Origin of the sequence: Paraburkholderia sp. MPAMCS5, assembly GCF_036016995.1 — a bacterium.
Taxonomy (GTDB): Bacteria; Pseudomonadota; Gammaproteobacteria; order Burkholderiales; family Burkholderiaceae; genus Paraburkholderia.
This window is the reverse complement of sequence record NZ_JAYXBK010000008.1, coordinates 216,002-232,928: the sequence shown is the minus strand read 5'-3', so window position 1 is coordinate 232,928 and position 16,927 is coordinate 216,002. Positions and strand designations below refer to the sequence as shown.

The 16,927-nt window shown below is 62.2% G+C and carries 15 protein-coding genes; 3 read left to right on the top strand and 12 right to left on the bottom strand.

The window, feature by feature from the left end:
• Nucleotides 1–43: 43 nt before the first annotated feature.
• From VOM14_RS20150 to VOM14_RS20125, 6 genes are all read right to left on the bottom strand, one after another.
• Nucleotides 44–1,069, bottom strand: coding sequence for an aspartate carbamoyltransferase catalytic subunit (locus VOM14_RS20150; protein WP_327630493.1), 1,026 nt, complete (start codon nucleotides 1,067–1,069; stop codon nucleotides 44–46).
• A 160-nt stretch (nucleotides 1,070–1,229) separates the two neighbouring features.
• Nucleotides 1,230–1,793 carry a bifunctional pyr operon transcriptional regulator/uracil phosphoribosyltransferase PyrR gene (pyrR, locus tag VOM14_RS20145; RefSeq protein WP_327630492.1) on the bottom strand — a complete coding sequence of 188 codons (564 nt, stop codon included), beginning with the start codon at nucleotides 1,791–1,793 and terminating at the stop codon, nucleotides 1,230–1,232.
• Nucleotides 1,780–2,220 carry a Holliday junction resolvase RuvX gene (gene ruvX, locus VOM14_RS20140; RefSeq protein WP_327630491.1) on the bottom strand — a complete coding sequence of 147 codons (441 nt, stop codon included), beginning with the start codon at nucleotides 2,218–2,220 and terminating at the stop codon, nucleotides 1,780–1,782. Before ruvX ends, pyrR begins: the two co-directional genes overlap by 14 nt.
• A 10-nt stretch (nucleotides 2,221–2,230) precedes the next feature.
• Nucleotides 2,231–2,809 (bottom strand): YqgE/AlgH family protein, encoded by a 579-nt coding sequence (locus VOM14_RS20135; protein ID WP_327630490.1) that lies wholly within the window; start codon nucleotides 2,807–2,809, stop codon nucleotides 2,231–2,233.
• A 375-nt stretch (nucleotides 2,810–3,184) separates the two neighbouring features.
• Nucleotides 3,185–4,594: a hypothetical protein gene (locus VOM14_RS20130; protein ID WP_327630489.1), complete on the bottom strand. Its 1,410-nt coding sequence runs from the start codon at nucleotides 4,592–4,594 to the stop codon at nucleotides 3,185–3,187.
• Nucleotides 4,595–4,829: 235 nt separating this feature from the next.
• Entirely contained in the window at nucleotides 4,830–5,000 is a 171-nt protein-coding gene (locus VOM14_RS20125) for a rubredoxin (RefSeq protein WP_006047743.1), read from the bottom strand.
• 287 nt (nucleotides 5,001–5,287) lie between these two features.
• Here VOM14_RS20125 and VOM14_RS20120 point away from each other — a divergent pair, with 287 nt between their 5' ends.
• The 3 genes from VOM14_RS20120 (at nucleotide 5,288) to cysC (ending at nucleotide 8,234) form a co-directional block, all read left to right on the top strand.
• Nucleotides 5,288–6,148 carry a hydroxymethylpyrimidine/phosphomethylpyrimidine kinase gene (locus VOM14_RS20120; protein WP_327630488.1) on the top strand — a complete coding sequence of 287 codons (861 nt, stop codon included), beginning with the start codon at nucleotides 5,288–5,290 and terminating at the stop codon, nucleotides 6,146–6,148.
• A gap of 244 nt (nucleotides 6,149–6,392) precedes the next feature.
• The gene (locus tag VOM14_RS20115; protein WP_327630539.1) at nucleotides 6,393–7,604 is read left to right on the top strand and encodes a chondroitin 4-O-sulfotransferase; all 1,212 of its coding nucleotides are present in this window, start codon (nucleotides 6,393–6,395) and stop codon (nucleotides 7,602–7,604) included.
• An 18-nt stretch (nucleotides 7,605–7,622) separates the two neighbouring features.
• Nucleotides 7,623–8,234 (top strand): adenylyl-sulfate kinase, encoded by a 612-nt coding sequence (gene cysC / locus VOM14_RS20110; protein WP_327630487.1) that lies wholly within the window; start codon nucleotides 7,623–7,625, stop codon nucleotides 8,232–8,234.
• Between the two features lie 161 nt (nucleotides 8,235–8,395).
• Here cysC and groL read toward each other — a convergent pair whose 3' ends face one another.
• The 6 genes from groL to acnA form a co-directional block, all read right to left on the bottom strand.
• Nucleotides 8,396–10,036, bottom strand: coding sequence for a chaperonin GroEL (groL, locus tag VOM14_RS20105; protein WP_327630486.1), 1,641 nt, complete (start codon nucleotides 10,034–10,036; stop codon nucleotides 8,396–8,398).
• Nucleotides 10,037–10,089: 53 nt separating this feature from the next.
• Complete coding sequence (gene groES, locus VOM14_RS20100) at nucleotides 10,090–10,380, bottom strand: co-chaperone GroES (protein ID WP_008923887.1); 291 nt, start codon at nucleotides 10,378–10,380, stop codon at nucleotides 10,090–10,092.
• 448 nt (nucleotides 10,381–10,828) lie between these two features.
• Nucleotides 10,829–11,812, bottom strand: a complete 984-nt coding sequence (locus tag VOM14_RS20095; protein ID WP_327630538.1) for an ABC transporter substrate-binding protein — start codon at nucleotides 11,810–11,812, stop codon at nucleotides 10,829–10,831.
• A gap of 98 nt (nucleotides 11,813–11,910) precedes the next feature.
• Nucleotides 11,911–13,092, bottom strand: a complete 1,182-nt coding sequence (prpF, locus tag VOM14_RS20090) for a 2-methylaconitate cis-trans isomerase PrpF (protein WP_327630485.1) — start codon at nucleotides 13,090–13,092, stop codon at nucleotides 11,911–11,913.
• A gap of 4 nt (nucleotides 13,093–13,096) precedes the next feature.
• On the bottom strand, nucleotides 13,097–14,173 hold the full coding sequence (locus VOM14_RS20085) for a lactonase family protein (RefSeq protein WP_327630484.1): 1,077 nt from the start codon (nucleotides 14,171–14,173) through the stop codon (nucleotides 13,097–13,099).
• Between the two features lie 2 nt (nucleotides 14,174–14,175).
• Entirely contained in the window at nucleotides 14,176–16,809 is a 2,634-nt protein-coding gene (gene acnA, locus VOM14_RS20080) for an aconitate hydratase AcnA (RefSeq protein ID WP_327630483.1), read from the bottom strand.
• Nucleotides 16,810–16,927: the final 118 nt, after the last annotated feature.

The window sequence follows — 16,927 nt, the reverse complement described above, 5'->3', positions numbered from 1 at the left end:
TTGGCCGGGTTCTGCGTTGTGTGCATGGTCTGCGTTCGCGGAGTCAGTCGTTATTGCCCGCGACGATGCCCATCACAGCCATGCGCACCGCGATGCCGAACGTCACCTGGTTCAGGATCACCGATTGCGGACCGTCGGCCACTTGCGAATCGATTTCGACGCCGCGGTTCATCGGGCCCGGATGCATCACGATGGCATCGGGTCTGGCGAGCGCGAGCCGCTCCGGCGTCAGGCCCCAGCTCTTGAAATATTCCTGCGCCGATGGCAACAGCGCGCCGCTCATCCGCTCGTTCTGCAACCGCAGCATGATGATCACGTCGACGTCTTTCAGGCCTTCATCGAGATTGTGAAAGACGCGCACGCCCATCTGTTCGAGGCCGCCCGGCAACAGCGTGCGCGGCCCGATGGCGCGCACTTCCGGCACGCCGAGCGTGGTCAGCGCATGAATGTCCGAACGCGCGACGCGCGAATGCAGAATGTCGCCGACAATCGCCACGCGCAGATTCGTGAAGTCCTTCTTGTAATGACGGATCGTGTACATGTCGAGCAGGCCCTGCGTGGGGTGCGCATGACGGCCGTCGCCGGCGTTGATCACATGCACGTGCGGCGCGCAGTGCTGTGCGATCAGATACGGCGCGCCGCTCGATGCATGACGCACGACGAACATGTCGGCGTGCATGGCCGACAGATTGTTGATCGTGTCGAGCAGCGATTCGCCCTTGCTCGTGGACGACGCATTGATGTTCAGATTCAGCACGTCCGCCGACAGGCGCGTGGCGGCGATCTCGAAGGTGGTGCGCGTGCGCGTCGAATTTTCGAAGAACAGATTGAACACCGACTTGCCGCGCAGCAGCGGCACTTTCTTCACCTCGCGATCCGTCACGCTGACGAACTGACTCGCGGTGTCGAGAATGTGATTGACGATCGTCTTGGGCAAACCCTCGATCGACAGCAGATGTTTCAGCTCGCCGTTTTTCGTGAGCTGCGGGTTGCCCTTCAGGAAGCCATAACGGAAGCGCTCGGCGGCGCTATCGGCTTGATCCTGCGGGGCCTGGTTGGCGGTGTTCATTGTGTACCTGCTTCAAATACGGACTTCAACGTGTGTGTGGCGGTGCAGGAAATGCGTGGCGCCTCGTCTGCGCGCTGCCCCATGCGGCGGGTTGCGGCGATTGCGGTGGCGTTGCGGCGGGCGCGATACCGTCCGCGCGCGCCCGCACTCGATGCCGCGCTCAATCGACGCAGGCTTCTGTGTGAAAAGTGAAACGCGGCTGGTTTTCGCCGCCCGCGCTCGCGCTCACTCCCGCTTCGCGCGCAAGCACCAGCGTGGCGTCGGCGGGCACCTCCACCACGCCGCCGACGAAGCGCGCCGCCACCGGCAATTCGCGTCCGCCGCGGTCGGCGAGCACGGCCAGCTCGACCGCCGCCGGACGGCCATAGTCGTACAGCTCATTGAGCGCCGCACGAATCGTGCGGCCGGTGTACAGCACATCGTCGACGAGCACGATGCGGCGGCCGTCGACGGAAAAAGGCAACGAGGTGGGGCTCGCCTGCGAGTGCAGACCCTTTTTCGCATAATCGTCGCGATGCAGCGCGACATTCACCACGCCGAAACTCGGCAGATTCAGGTCGCGTGCGAGCCGCTCGGCAAGCCACGCGCCGCCGCTGTGAATTCCGGCCAGCACAGCGCCCTCGGCACCCTCAGCCCCTTGCACCGCACCGAGCTTGTCGCCATATGCGGCGCGAATCTGGTCGAGCAGCGCGCGGTAAAGCGCTTCGGCGTCAATGGAACTCATGATTGTCGGAAAGTCCGTCTAGATATTGCTGAAGGATGATGCTGGCGGCTTCGGCGTCGAGCATGTCGGCACTGCCTTTGCCCGCGCGGATTCCCGCCTCCGCCTCGACCGACGAATAGCGCTCGTCGATCCACGTGACGGGCAAATTGAAGCGGCCGTTCAACTGATTGCCGAAGCGTTTGGCGAGCAGCGTCATTTCATGCGGCGTGCCGTCGGGATGCATCGGCAAACCGACGATCAATGCGTCCGGCTTCCATTCGGCGATCAGCTTGCCGACCTCCATGAAGCGATATTCGCGGCTGCGATTCTGCACGATGACGAGCGGCCGCGCGCTTTTCGTGAGCGAATTGCCGACCGCGACGCCGATGCGTTTTTCACCGTAGTCGAACGCAAGCAGCGTCGCCTCACGTCCGGCGGGTAGGCTCATGCGTCGCCCCTCATGCGTGCCCGGCCTCACCCGACAGCATGGACAGCGAAATGCCGAGCAGCGCGAGCGCGGCTTCCAAGCGGTCTTCGGCGGGCACGTCGAACACGATTTTCGGGTCGGCCTCGACCGTCAGCCAGCCGTTCTTCGAGATCTCTTCTTCGAGCTGGCCCGCGCCCCAGCCGGCGTGGCCGAGCGTGAGCAGAAAACGTTCGGGACCGGTGCCGCTCGCGACCGCCTCGAGCACGTCTTTCGACGTGGTCATTTCGAGACCGCCCGGCACCGACATGGACGATGTGTACGTGTTGCCGTCTTTCGGATCGTGCAGCACGAAGCCGCGCTCGGTTTGCACCGGGCCGCCGAAATACACGGGAACATGCAGGAGAGGCTCGATTTCGAGCTTGAGGTCGATGCGATTGAAGAGCGCTTCCAAGTCGATGTCGGTCGGCCTGTTGATCACGAGGCCGAGCGCGCCGCGCTCACTGTGATCGCAAAGGTAGACCACAGTTCCTGAAAACGTCGGATCGGCCATGTTGGGCATGGCGATCAGGAACTGGTTGGTCAGATTGATGCGATCGGTACTGTTAGACATAGTTCGGATTTTAGCAAAGACGATGCAGGATGGCGGGCTTTGAACGTGGAACGGCGACGTCAATAGTGGAAGGTGCCGCGAGCCATCGACGGCGAATCATGTTGCACTCTATCACGCAGCCGGACCTTGTCACGATGCAGGTTGGCGGCGGCGCGCGGCACGCGTGCGACGTGCCGCCGGGTTGGGCCATTGCGGGTTGGGTTGGGGTTGAATGCAGTCGGAGTGGCGGCGCGGTGCGCGGTTTTCCTGGCGTGCGCTTCGGACGTTCTTTTCGGGCTTGCGCGCAGGGCTGTGCGGGCGAACACCGTGGCGAGCCGGCATAACCTTGTCCGATTTCCCGCCCCAGTTTTCTGCCTGATGCTCCGCCCCGCTGCCCTACCCGCCGCCTTGCTCGATCGCACGCGCAAGCGCGGTCAACGCCGCGCCGCTGGCCGGTGGCGCCATGCCCGCCGCCACTTTGTGCAGCATCGCGCGCAACGCCTCGGCGGCGGCTTCCAGCGCGCTTGCCGCCGGAGCGTCGACAATCACATGCGCGCGCACCGCGGGCGTCGAGACAGCCGTATGCGCGCGGCGCCGCCACGCGAGCCCCAGCGCATCCGCCAGCAACGCGACGTGGCCCAGACCGAGCGCGCACGCCGCCGACCCGAGCCGGTATGCGGCGTCACCGGCTTGCAGCGCTTCGCCCGGATCGGCTTTCTCAGGCTGATCCGCCGCGCGCGCATGGTCCGCGAGCGCGGAAATGGCCGCGTCGGCTGTCTGCAGGAAGTCTTCATACGCATGGGCGTTGACGCTCAACACGCCCAGATCGCGCGTCAGCGAAGTGTGGGCGCTGAACGACTGCGCTTCGATTGCGCTCGCTTCCCACAGCATTTCCGATGCCTGCGTGCCCGCGACATGCCAATCGACGGTCAAGCCATAGTCGTGCAGCACCTCGACCTGATCGGCGTCTTCGGCGGCGGCCCCAAAGAGCGCGTAGTCGCGCCACAGCAACGCGAGCGTGGCCCGCACGAGCGAGCGCTGCGCGCGCTCGATGCCGCGCGCGTGCTCCGCCAGCGCCAGATTGCAGCGCGCATAAAAGCGCCGCGCGTCGGTGTCGCCGACCGCGCGTCCGCCGACGCGCAACGCTCGGGCGCAAGCCTTCGCGAGACGCCAGAAATCGTAGGGATCGGGGCCGGCGAGTTCGGTGAAGACGGCGTCGAGTTCGTCGAGCGCGGCTTGAGTGGCCGCGCGCGCCGCTGCGCTGAGCGTATCCGGCTGCGAGCGCAACACCGGCAGCAACGCACGCTCATAGCGCGCCCGCAGATGCGCCAGCTGGTCGGCCGGCTGCGCGTGGAACGAAACTGGCGGAATGGGGCGCGCGGTCAGCGCGAGGTCTTCAAAGGCAATCTGGGAGGCGGCCGCGGGCTCGCCCGGATCGACGCTCAGCGCGCGGTAATGATTGAAAAGCGCGGGCGAACAGGCGAGTTCGCGCAGATTGTGACGTTCGAGCGCCGCCCGGAAGTCGCGCAGCGCGGCGCCGAACGCCGGCCGCACGCTCTCGGCTTCCGCGGGATCGCCCGTGGCCATCGGCGACAGGCGCACGAGCGCGTCGGCGAAACGCGTGGCGCTCAGCCAGCCGGCGCTGCGCAACGCATGTGACGCGCGCACCAGCCCCGTGGTGCAGCCGGTGTGCTGCTCGAACGACAACAGCGTCTCGGCCAGCGCAAGCTCCGCCGGACGAACAGCGCCGCCGCGCGGATTGGGCAATGCGTCGAAGGGAACGGGTGCTGCGGATCGAAGAGTCATGAGTTGGCGACGGAAAGTCGGCGGGTCGCCGTCGGACGCCGCACGCAGACTGAGCGCCTAACACGCGGACCGGCGAACACAGTGACAGATACGCGATGACAAATACAAAACGACAGACCTGACGACAGGCACGCGATGCAACCTGCTGTTGCGACACACCCCGCTCAGAGACGTTCCGGGAGACGTTCCGGCCGATGCCGCAGCAAGGCCGGACGCCGCCGGCCGTCTTCCGGCTTCAGATCTGAACCATCTCGAAGTCTTCCTTGCGCGCGCCGCATTCAGGGCATGTCCAGTTAATGGGAACATCTTCCCAACGCGTGCCCGGCGCAATGCCTTCGTCCGGCAAACCGGCCTCTTCGTCGTAAATCCAGCCGCAAATCAGGCACATCCAGCTTTGATATTCCATTCTTGTGTCGCGTCGTAAAGTCCGTGGAAACGGGAGCCATGATGGTACCGTGTTGCCGCCCCAATGCCTAGCAATCCAAAAGCCGCAACCCGCGCGCGCAACGGCCTTTGCCATGCCGGCCGGATAACTTCCCGCCTCGTGGGGCAGCGCGCCGCCGCCCGGCTCGCCGCTACGCGCCGCAACCCGCTTCGCCTGTGCAAAAAAACGCCCTCGCACCGGTTTAGGCCGCATAATTGAGCCGATTGCGCACTTCCCGCGCCAAAAAACTGCCCCATTTGTAAAACTTCATGCCCAGCGACACGCCTCCGATCGTCCTCACCTTCGGCCTTTCCGATCCCACCGGCGGCTCCGGCCTGCAAGCCGACCTGATGACCCTTGCCAGCATGGGCTGCCATGGCGTATCCGTGCTCACGGGCTACACCGTGCGCGACTCGGCGAGCTGCGACGAAGTCAACGGGCTCGATCCAGAAGTCGTGGCGACCCAGGCGCGCATGCTGCTCGAAGACATGCCGATCGCGGCCTTCAAGGTCGGCGCCTGCACGCGCGCGGAAGTGGTGAGCGCGATAGCCGAAGTGGTGGCCGATTACGACGACGTCCCGCTGATTCTCGCCCCCGACTTCACGCTCGACGACGAACACGTGCTCGCCGCCGACGAACTCCGCGAAGCGATCGCCGACCTGCTGGCGCCGCAAACCACGTTGCTGGTTGCCGACTCTGCCACGCTGCTCGCCCTCGCCCAACCCGACGGCGACGCCGAAGCGCCGAGCCTCGACGCCGCGATCTCGCATCTGCTCTCGCAAGGCTGCGAATACATCCTTTCGACGGAAACCGGAACGCATCGGCACGTCAACACCCTGTTCAGCGAAGACGGCCAGCTACGCCAGGACATGTGGGATCGCGGCAGCAACCGGATCATGGGCTTGACCGACACGCTGGGCTCCGCGATCGCGGCGCTTCTCGCCAATGGCCAGGAACCGGCCGAGGCGGTGCGCGAGGCTCAGGAGTATCTGTATCAGGCAGTGCGCAGCGCGTTCCGCCCGGGCATGGGCGCGTATATGCCGGACCGGTTCTTCTGGGCGCGCAGCAGCGACGACGAAACTCCGCCCACAGCGGGTAAAGACGCAGCGCCCGGCGAAGCGCGACACTGATTCAAAGCCGCTTGCCGTGTATCGCGCGCTCGTCCGCCGCATATGAAGGAGGCGGCCTCGCCGGCGCCGCATTGGCGCGCGCCGCGCTTTCGCTGCCCCTACCGAAAATCAGCGTCACACGCAAACCTTCCCGCCCGTAAGACCTTGCCAAATGTAAGCATATTCATCATCGTGTAATTAAACGTTACAGCGGTGTGACGGCTCGCGCGCTACACTTACAAATCGTAAATTGTCATATCTTTATATGCGCGCCCCCACGTTTTTTATCCACCCGCCCAAGAGCGGCGGGTCGACGGTGATCTCTTTCTTCGATTTGAACAAAGGCAAGGGTCAATTCGTCAACTTCGAATGGGACAGGCAAGGCTGGGACCGGTGTCGCGCCCAATTGCTGGAAACGCATGTCGGCGGCGGTCATCAGTCGTACGGCATTCATAGAAGTCTCAAAACTCCCCTCGCCTATTGCACCATCTTGCGCGATCCGCTTGCGCGGCAAATCTCGCATTACCGCTACGCATTGAACGGCAAGAACGGCGAGGTTGCACGTGGCGCAAGCGTGTCGGCGACCGAGGCGCTCGTGCGCCGCGGCGCACTTTCACTCGACGAGTGGGTGAGCGAGTCTTTGGGCGGCCGAAACGTATTCGTGCAGATGCTGAGCGGCCATCCTTCGCCGAACGAACTGAGCCTCGAAGTCGCCCAAGCCAATCTTCGGCAACATTTCAGCGCAGTCGGCACGTGCGAGGACATGAGCGAGTTTTTGCTCCGGCTTTGCGGGAGAGCGGGCTTGAAATTGCCGTTCTATTTTGAGACGAACATCACGAGTGGCTCATCGAAAGACATCGGTCAGTTAAGCGACACGGCCAGAGAAAAGTTTATTGAAGACAATAGCCTCGACTATGGGATCGTCGAGTTCGCCAGGCGCCAGATTCAATGCGATAGGCAGAAGTCAGGCAGCGCATTCATCCCGGCGCTCGAACTGGTCAAGGTGATTCAGGCGGAAATCAATCAGCTTGAGAATCCGTATCTCCACAGCTCGGTGGTTTTCGGCTTCGACCAGGCATTTCTCGCGAAAGTGCTGGGCGTAATCGGCCGTTTCGACCTCGCGCCGATCGAGGAATACTTGCAGTCAGTACAAAACGAAACGCCATTGCTCGCCGACATGTACGACGGGTTCGTCGATTCGGTCCGCGACGGTGTCGTGTCGGGCTGGGCCGTCAACCTGAGCCGTCCGGAAGAGAAGGTGCTGCTCGAAGTGCGCGTCGGCGCCGATGTCATTGCGAGCGGCTTGAGTGGCGAGCATCGGCCGGACGTGGCAAACGCCGGGTATCCGAGCGCTTACGCCGGCTTTTCGATCGCGTTGCCATCGGACGCGCCCGACGGATTTCATGTCGCGCTCGCCCATTCCGCTGAGCGCCTGCACAACGCGGGCGTCTGGCGACAAGGTTGGCACTGCGTTTAAGCCTTCAGGAAAAATCTCATGGAACAGCTCCGCGGTCTGGTGCAACGCTTCCACGGCGCGATCACGCTCGACGACAGAATGCGGATTCTTCGCCAGAAGCCCGTCACCATCTGGCTCACCGGTCTTTCGGGCGCGGGCAAGTCGACTATCGCCTTTGAACTCGAGCGGCAACTCGTGTCGCAAGGTCAGGCCTGCTATGTACTCGACGGTGACAACGTCCGCCACGGCCTGGGCCGCGACCTCGGGTTCAGCCAGCAAGACCGTCATGAAAATATCCGCCGGGTCGCGCATGTCGCTCAACTGATGAACGACGCCGGCCTCATTGTCATCACGGCGCTCATCTCGCCGATGCAGGCCGACCGCGCCATGGCGCGCGAGATCATCGGCGCCAACAATTTTATCGAGACGTATTTGTCGGCCCCCGTCGACACATGCGCGCGCCGCGATCCCAAGGGCCTCTACGCGAAAGCGCTGGCGGGAGAAATTCCGTCATTTACCGGTATCTCGGCGCCCTATGAAGCGCCGCTCAATCCGGAACTCGAAGTCGACACCGAGAGGTTGACGCCGGACGAAAGTGTGGCCGGCATTTTCGGGTATTTGCGCGAGCACTGTCTGGCGATGCCGGCCTAGCCCACGCGGCCGGAATTTCAACGCGCTTCTGATCGGCTTTAAAACAAAAAAACCCGCATTTCTGCGGGTTTTTTCTTTGGGAAGCGCACCTCGCGGCGCGCCTTTCCAAGGGCTTCCGACTGAACCTCTGAACGAGGTCCAACCGGAGAGCGAACATGCAATTACATGTCCATGCCCATGCCGCCCATGCCGCCGGGCATGCCGCCGGGCATCGGTGCGTCTTCCTTCGGCAGTTCGCAAACAGCTGCGTCGGTGGTCAACAGCAGGCCAGCGACCGAAGCTGCGTTTTGCAGCGCCGTGCGCGTCACCTTTGTCGGGTCCACGACACCTGCGTCAACCAGGTCGACGTACTCGCCGGTTGCTGCGTTGTAGCCGTAGTTGCCTTGGCCAGCAGCAACTGCCGCGACCACGACGCTGGCTTCTTCGCCACCGTTCGTGACGATCTGGCGCAGCGGCTCTTCCATTGCGCGCAGAACGATCTTGATACCTGCGTCCTGATCGGCGTTAGCGCCCTTCAGGCCGGCGATCGCCGTACGTGCGCGGATCAGCGCAACGCCGCCGCCAGCCACGATGCCTTCTTCCACAGCTGCGCGCGTGGCGTGCAGTGCGTCTTCGACACGTGCCTTCTTTTCCTTCATTTCGACTTCGGTCGCAGCGCCGACCTTGATCACTGCAACGCCGCCTGCCAGCTTGGCAACGCGCTCTTGCAGCTTTTCACGGTCGTAGTCCGACGTAGCTTCTTCGATTTGCGTGCGAACTTGCTTCACACGTGCTTCGATGTTTGCAGCTTCGCCAGCGCCGTCGATGATCGTCGTGTTTTCCTTGCCCACTTCGATGCGCTTCGCCTGGCCCAGTTCTGCCAGCGTTGCCTTTTCGAGCGTCAGGCCGGTTTCTTCAGCGATGACCTGGCCGCCGGTCAGGATCGCGATGTCTTCCAGCATGGCCTTACGACGATCGCCAAAGCCCGGAGCCTTCACAGCAACGGTCTTCAGAATGCCGCGGATGTTGTTCACAACCAGCGTTGCCAGTGCTTCGCCTTCGACGTCTTCGGCGATGATCAGCAGCGGACGGCCAGCCTTCGCGACCTGTTCCAGAACCGGCAGCAGATCACGGATGTTCGACACCTTCTTGTCGTGCAGCAGCACGAACGGGTTGTCGAGCACGGCAACTTGCTTGTCCGGGTTGTTGATGAAGTACGGCGACAGGTAGCCGCGGTCGAATTGCATACCTTCGACAACGTCCAGCTCGTCTTGCAGCGACTTGCCGTCTTCGACGGTGATGACGCCTTCCTTGCCGACCTTGTCCATTGCTTCAGCGATACGATCGCCGATCGACGAGTCGCTGTTTGCCGAAATCGCGCCGACTTGTGCGATTTCCTTGTTGGTCGTGCACGGCTTGCTGATCTTGCGCAGTTCTTCGATTGCTGCGAACACAGCCTTGTCGATACCGCGCTTCAGGTCCATCGGGTTCATGCCCGATGCAACGTACTTCATGCCTTCGCGGACGATCGACTGAGCCAGAACCGTTGCGGTCGTGGTGCCGTCACCTGCGTTGTCGCTGGTCTTGGAAGCGACTTCCTTGACCATTTGCGCGCCCATGTTCTGGAGCTTGTCTTTCAGTTCGATCTCTTTCGCGACCGACACACCGTCCTTGGTGACCGTCGGGCCGCCGAAGCTGCGTTCCAGGACAACGTTGCGGCCCTTCGGACCCAGCGTGACCTTCACAGCGTTCGCGAGGATGTTCACGCCTTCGACCATCTTGGCACGGGCGGAATCACCGAATACGACGTCTTTAGCTGCCATCTTCTAACTCCTTGAATTCTTTAAGATATGACCGGGAAAGTAGCGACCAGCGCTTACTTCTGCACCACGGCCATGATGTCTTCTTCGCGCATTACCAGCAGTTCGTTGCCGTCGACCTTGACGGTCTGGCCTGCGTACTTGCCGAACAGAACGCGGTCGCCCACCTTCACGTCGAGGGCGATTGCTGCGCCCTTGTCGTCGCGCTTACCCGGGCCGACCGCCAGGATTTCGCCCTGATCCGGCTTTTCTGCTGCGGCTTCGGGGATCACGATGCCCGACGCGGTCTTGGTTTCTTGATCCAGACGCTTGACGATCACGCGATCATGCAAAGGACGAAGGTTCATACATACTCCTCTCTTGATTGAGACTGAAGAACGCTTGGAAAACCCGGCTGGCCGAGCCAACCGGCGAAGTTGTTAGCACTCTCGTGCAGCGAGTGCTAATTATATGGACGGGTGGTGACAAATTCAAGAAGCGATGCGGCGCGTGCCGGGATTCACCTAACGGGGACCCTCGTTCGCTCAGGTTCGAATGTCAGAGCGATAGCCGGATCGCCGGCCGGGCGGCCAATCTTACGTAAAAACAATAACTTACAACGTCTGTCGGCATTCGCGGCATGGTGCGCGCAGTCCGGGGCAACGTCCTGCGGCCCGCATTCGTGCTCGCGCGATCTGACGATTCACGCGGCGTAGTGAAAACCCCTACGCAGACAGATGGTCCGTCGTGGCGCGCTTTTCAAGGCGTTTTTCGCGAGCCATCGACAGACACGCCAACTATATAAGTTCTCCGCCTTCATCTGACCCGATTGACGAACTCATTCGTATACGTCTTCGACAGATCGATATGCTTGCCCTTGATATTCGCGTTGAACCCGCTCATGACCTTCAATACGGTTTCGGGTCCGCCTTCCGGCATCTTTCCATCAGGTGAGTACATCGGCAGCGAGGCTTTCAACGCCTGGACGTAGAGTGTTTTGTTGCCGCCGTAGTAGTCCGCCGGCATTTTCGCTGCGATCTCTTCGGGCGAGTGCGTCTGGATGAACCGCAGGGTTCTGACAAACGCTCTCGCAAGCTTCTGCGCGTCGGCCTGATGCGTATCCGCCCAGTTGCGCTGGACGTAGAGACTCGACGCGGGATACAAGCCACCCAAAGCCGCTCTGGTTCCTTCGACGCTGCTCAGGTCCACCAGCACCTTTGCGTCGCCGCTTGCACGCAATAGCGACGTAGTCGGCTCAGTGGTCCACGCAACCTCCACGCGCTGCTGCTTCAGCGACGCGATCAGGCTGTTGCCGGCGCCGACGGGCAGCATCGAATACTCCGATGTCTTGAGACCAAACGTGGACGCCAGATACTGGCCAAGAAATGCCGACGACGAACCGAGCCCCGTGACGCCGAGCGTCTTGCCTTTGATATCGCCCATGTTCTTGATTTGCGCGGCCGCATCCGAGCGCACCATTTCCATACTGCCCGGCACAAGCCCGAAAACAACAATGCTCTCGATGTCCTTGCCCTTCGCCTGCAAGTCGATCGAGTGATCGTAGAAGCCGACCACCGCCTGCGCGGCGCCCGCGAGCAGTTCGTTTTCCGCATCGACGCCGGCCTGTTGCGATTGCAGCTCGACATCGAGACCTTCGTCCTTGAAATAGCCGAGGTTTTCCGCAAGCTTCGGCGGCAGGTAAATCAGCTTGTTAATACCGCCGACGATGATCGTGATCTTCTCGGCGGCCTGTACTTCGACGGCCTGAAAAGCACAGACAGCGGCCGCAACGGCGGCCATGGCGCGAACGGTGAGTTGCATGGAAAGTCTCCGCTTTGTTATCGACATTGGAACGGACGCGCGTTGACACGTGAGAGCGCGCGCCACGGATACAACGATCAAACCGCCTTCATGACCGAGGCCGGAATGAGCACTTCGCCTTGCATCAACCGGCGCGCACTGCGGCTCATGATGGCCTTCGTGACGACCCAATTGCCGTCGCGTTCGAGCGCCTCGGCGCCGACCGCCATGGTCCCAGACGGATGACCGAAACGAAGCTGATCGAGCTGCATGCCGCTCACGAGCTGGTTGACGACAGTACCGGGGATTGCACCGGCAACGGCCAGCGCAACCGCGCCCGTGCCCGTCATCGCGTGATGCAGCTTGCCCATCGACAGAATGCGCGCGTTGATATGCACATCTTGCGGCTCGACACGCTTGCCGCTCGACGCGACATAGCCGCGCGGCAACGACACGAAGGCGAGCTTAGGTGTATGCGGACGCTGCGCCGTGACTTCTTCGGGCGTGGACGCGAGTCCCATGCGCACCGCGGCATGCGCGCGAATCGCTTCGCATCGGTCGAGCAGCGCGGCATTGCTGTTCACGTCCTGCTGCATTTCATTGCCCTGCAATCCCAGTTCTTTTGCGTCGATGAAGATGGCGGGATTGCCTGCATTGATCAGCGTGAGCGCGAATGTGCCGTGCCCTGGAACGTCGAGCGAATCGACAAGATTGCCGGTGGGAAACATGCCGCCGCCGGCCGCTGCATCCGCGTCGGCCGAGCCGCCGGGGTCGAGAAATTCGATGCGGATTTCGGCTGCGGGAAACGTCACGCCGTCGAGTTCGAAGTCGCCGTCTTCAACGACCTCGCCATTCTTCATGGGCACATGCGCGATGATTCTCGCATTGATGTTGGCCTGCCAGATCCGCACGATCGCGATGCCGTTCGCGGGCGCATCGACGAGTCCTTGTGCGATCGCAAATGGCCCGACCGCCGACGTCAGGTTTCCGCAGTTGCCCGACCAGTCGATGACCGCATTCTCAATCGAAGCCGCGCCGAACAGATAGTCCACATCGCAATCGGCTCGCGACGAAGGGCCCACGACGACGAGCTTGCTGGTGCTCGATGTCGCGCCGCCCATTCCGTCGATCTGCTTGCCATACAGGTCGGGACTTCCGATCACCCTCAACAGGATTTTGTCGCGCAATGCCGTGTCTTCAGGAAGACTGTCGGCGCGAAAGAACACGCCCTTGCTCGTGCCGCCGCGCATATAAACGGCCGGAATGCTGTACTGACCCACTCTGCTACTCCTCAATAGTTGCGAAGGCGATGCATACGGGGCTGCCGGTTTCGATCACACGTCCGGTCGGAATGGGCAACTTCGTATGCGCGTCGATTTCATACTGCACAATCGTGTGCGAAATTTCATTCGCCACGTACAACGCGCGGTCATCGGGGCTCAGGCAAAGAAAGCGCGGACACTGTCCTTTCGACGCAGTCCACTCAACCGTTTGCGGCACTCCCGTTTCTTCGCTTAGCGCAATCGTCGCGATGCTGTCGTGGCCGCGATTCGTGACGTAAAGGCAGCGGCCATCGGCGGCGATCACAATGCCGGCGGCACGCGTCAAAGCATGAAATCCGGAAGGCACGACAGAGACCGTCTGCAACGGCGCAAGAGTTCCTGTCGATGAATCGAACGACCACGTTGTGATCGTCGAGTCCAGTTCGTTCGACACGTAGACGAGCGGCAACCCGGGATGGAATGCGGCGTGACGCGGCCCTGCGCCTTCACGGGCATGCCCCTCGCGAACCACTGTCGAGCCGTCGTCGTTCCAGCGCACGGCGAACACGGTGTCGAGCCCCTTGTCGGGAACGATGTGCCAGTCGGTGTCGGCGAAACGGGTCACGTATCGCGCGATATGGTGCGGATGCGACGAGGCCTGCTCGACGCGATGCGGCCCCGGCGTGCCGATGAATTCGAGCGGCGGCAACAAAGGCTCACCGAGCGCGCCATTCGCCTGCAAGGCAATGCGCGTCGCGGTGCCCGTCGCGTAGCCCGCCACCACGAGAGCGCTGCCATCGCGCGAGAGCGCCAGATGCACGGGATTGCGTCCTTCGCACGACTGGCTGTTCAATGCCGATAACCGCCCCGAAGCAGCATCGATCCGATATGCGCTGACCGTGCCGCCATCGCCGTGCACGGTGTAAAGCGTGCGCCGCGAAATGTTGAGCGCGAGGTAGCTCGGATTGACGAGCGGCTCAAGCGTCTGCACATGCCGCCACGCGCCCGACGCACTGACTTCGTACACGCCGATTCCAGTGCCTGCCGCATGGCGTTCGCGTGTCGTGCGGCATCCGACGTAGGCGAATAGTCGCGGCATGATCACGCCGCCTTCATCTCGTGAGCAATACGCGGAAGCAGACCGCCCGCGCTGAAGATCTCCGCTTCTTCCTCGGTATCGATACGGCACTTGACGGGCGCACTCACGACCTCGCCATTCTTGCGCGTGATGCGCAGCGACAACGCGATCGACGGCGTGATGGGTCCGCTCAATCCTTCAATGGCAAACGTCTCCGACCCGTCGATTCGCAGCGTCTTACGATCGACGCCTTCAACAAATTCCAGCGGCAACACGCCCATGCCGACCAGATTCGAACGATGAATGCGCTCGAAGTTTTCACACACGACAGCGCGCACGCCGATCAGCCGAACGCCCTTTGCCGCCCAGTCGCGCGAAGAGCCGGAGCCGTAGTTTTTTCCGGCGATAACGATCAGTTCCTCGCCGCGCTCCATGTATTTTTCGGCGGCGTCGAAGAGGCGCATCGTCGCGCCTTCGGGTTCCATTCTCGTGATCGAGCCTTCCGTGCCGCCCGCCATTTCGTTGTGCAGGCGGTTGTTTGCAAACGTCGCACGAATCGCCACTTGATGATCGCCGCGCCGCGTGCCGTACGAATTGAATTCCGCGGCGTTCACGCCGTGCGCGATCAGGTATTCGCCCGCCGCGCTCTCAGGAAGAATCGCGCCCGAAGGCGAGAGATCATCGGTCGTCACGTTATCGCCGAAAACGCCGATTGCCCGCATTTCGTCGAAGCGCGCCGCTTGAGTCAGGCCCGGCTGCCAGTATGGCGGTCTGCGGATGTAGTTGCTATCCTCGCGCCACGGAAAGCGCGCGGGCACGGCGTTGGCGCCATCGAGACGCTCGGCCTTGCGGAACATTTCCGTGTAGATGCGCAGATACTGTTCGCCATGCAGACTGGCGTTGAGGAGCGCATCGATTTCCTCGTCGGCCGGCCAGAGATCTTTCAGATACACCGCGTGGCCCGCCGCGTCCGCGCCAATTGCGCCGTTCTCGATGTCGATGTTGATCGTGCCTGCAATGGCGTAAGCCACGACGAGCGGCGGCGATGCAAGAAACGCTTCCTTCACGCGCGGATGAATGCGGCCATTGAAATTCCGGTTGCCGGACAGCACGGCGACCGCGTGCACGTTGCGGCTCACAATGTCCTCTTCGATGCTCTGCGGCAAAGGACCGGACATGCCGTTGCACGACGTACAGCCAAATCCGATGATGCCGAAGCCGAGCGCTTCGAGCGGCTCCATCAAACCCGCTTCGCGTAGATAGCTCTCCACGGGTTTCGAGCCGGGCGCAAACGAGGTCTTCACCCACGGTTTTCGATTCAGCCCGCGTTCCATGGCCTTTTTCGCCACGAGCCCCGCGGCAATCATGTTGCGCGGATTCGACGTGTTCGTGCAGCTCGTGATCGCTGCAATGACGACCGAGCCGTCACGCAATTCGACGGGCGACGCCGCGTCCGATTTCGCGTACGATTCCGCGTCCGATTCGGCGTCCGACTCCGCAACGGGCTCAGCGGATGGCCGCGCGATCCCTTTCGCGATCAGACTCGACAGCGGCACACGATCATGCGGATTCGACGGGCCCGCCAGCGCGCGGCCAACGCTCGACAGATCGAACGACAGCACGCGGTCATACTCGGCGTCGTTCAGATCGTCGGCCCAGAGTCCTTGCGCCCTGGCATAGCTTTCCGTCAGCGCGATTTGCGCGGACGGGCGCCCGGTGAGACGCATGAAGTCCAGTGTCTTTTGATCGATTGCAAAGAGCGTCGCCGTCGCGCCGAACTCCGGCGCCATGTTCGAGATCGTCGCGCGATCGCTCAAGGTCATTGCGCGCGCACCTTCACCATGAAACTCGATGATCGAGCCCACCACCTTCTGCTGGCGCAGAAACTCAGTAATGGCGAGCACGAGATCGGTGGCCATCACGCCCGGCTGGCGGCATCCCTTCAACTCGACGCCGACGATGGTCGGCAGCCGCAGCCACACGGCACGGCCGAGCATCACCGATTCGGCCTCGATTCCGCCGACGCCCCAGCCAAGCACGCCGATTGCGTTGATCATCGTCGTGTGGCTGTCGGTGCCGACGAGCGTGTCGGGATACGCCACACCGTCCTTGATCTGAATGACCGGCGACAGGTGCTCGATATTCACCTGATGCAGGATGCCGTTGCCCGGCATCAGCACGTCGAGGTTCGAAAACGCCTGCTTGCACCACGCGAGAAACTCGAAGCGTTCGACGTTCTTCTGCTGCTCGATCGCCATGTTCTTCGCCATCGCCTCGCGGTCGTAGCCCGCGACGTCGACATTCAGCGAATGATCGACGACCAGATGCGTCGGCACGACGGGATTGATCGTCGCCGGATCGCCGCCCGCTTCCGCAATCGCGTCACGCATGCCCGCGAGATCGACGAGCGCCGGCGTGCCGAGCAGATCCTGCAGCACCACGCGCGCCGGATAGTACGGAAAGTCGACGTCGTGACGACGCGCCGCCAGTGCCTGCAGATAGCGTTCGGCTTGCACCCCCGGCTGCCTGCGCGCGATGTTCTCGGCAAACACGCGGACGCTATAAGGCATGCGGGCAAATGAAGTCGCGCCGATGGACTGCATGGCGTCGGCGACGCTGACGAATTCGACGGACTGATTCGGAAGGAAGCGGGACATCAGGGTTTTCTCCAAGGCAATACAAGGCTGCTTGCGTTTCGATGTAGTGCATTCTATGATCATAAAACGCAATAAGCAAATGCAGTTGAACTGGGTGGATACCCTGGCGGGCAGATTC

Coding starts and splice junctions, on each gene's coding strand:
- pyrR (WP_327630492.1), bottom strand. CDS start 1,793: ATGAGTTCCATTGACGCCGAAGCGCTTTACCGCGCGCTGCTCGACCAG.
- VOM14_RS20135 (WP_327630490.1), bottom strand. CDS start 2,809: ATGTCTAACAGTACCGATCGCATCAATCTGACCAACCAGTTCCTGATC.
- VOM14_RS20085 (WP_327630484.1), bottom strand. CDS start 14,173: ATGCCGCGACTATTCGCCTACGTCGGATGCCGCACGACACGCGAACGC.
- VOM14_RS20115 (WP_327630539.1), top strand. CDS start 6,393: ATGCGCGCCCCCACGTTTTTTATCCACCCGCCCAAGAGCGGCGGGTCG.
- cysC (WP_327630487.1), top strand. CDS start 7,623: ATGGAACAGCTCCGCGGTCTGGTGCAACGCTTCCACGGCGCGATCACG.
- ruvX (WP_327630491.1), bottom strand. CDS start 2,220: ATGAGCCTACCCGCCGGACGTGAGGCGACGCTGCTTGCGTTCGACTAC.
- groL (WP_327630486.1), bottom strand. CDS start 10,036: ATGGCAGCTAAAGACGTCGTATTCGGTGATTCCGCCCGTGCCAAGATG.
- acnA (WP_327630483.1), bottom strand. CDS start 16,809: ATGTCCCGCTTCCTTCCGAATCAGTCCGTCGAATTCGTCAGCGTCGCC.
- VOM14_RS20120 (WP_327630488.1), top strand. CDS start 5,288: ATGCCCAGCGACACGCCTCCGATCGTCCTCACCTTCGGCCTTTCCGAT.
- VOM14_RS20095 (WP_327630538.1), bottom strand. CDS start 11,812: ATGGCCGCCGTTGCGGCCGCTGTCTGTGCTTTTCAGGCCGTCGAAGTA.
- VOM14_RS20130 (WP_327630489.1), bottom strand. CDS start 4,594: ATGACTCTTCGATCCGCAGCACCCGTTCCCTTCGACGCATTGCCCAAT.
- VOM14_RS20150 (WP_327630493.1), bottom strand. CDS start 1,069: ATGAACACCGCCAACCAGGCCCCGCAGGATCAAGCCGATAGCGCCGCC.
- VOM14_RS20125 (WP_006047743.1), bottom strand. CDS start 5,000: ATGGAATATCAAAGCTGGATGTGCCTGATTTGCGGCTGGATTTACGAC.
- groES (WP_008923887.1), bottom strand. CDS start 10,380: ATGAACCTTCGTCCTTTGCATGATCGCGTGATCGTCAAGCGTCTGGAT.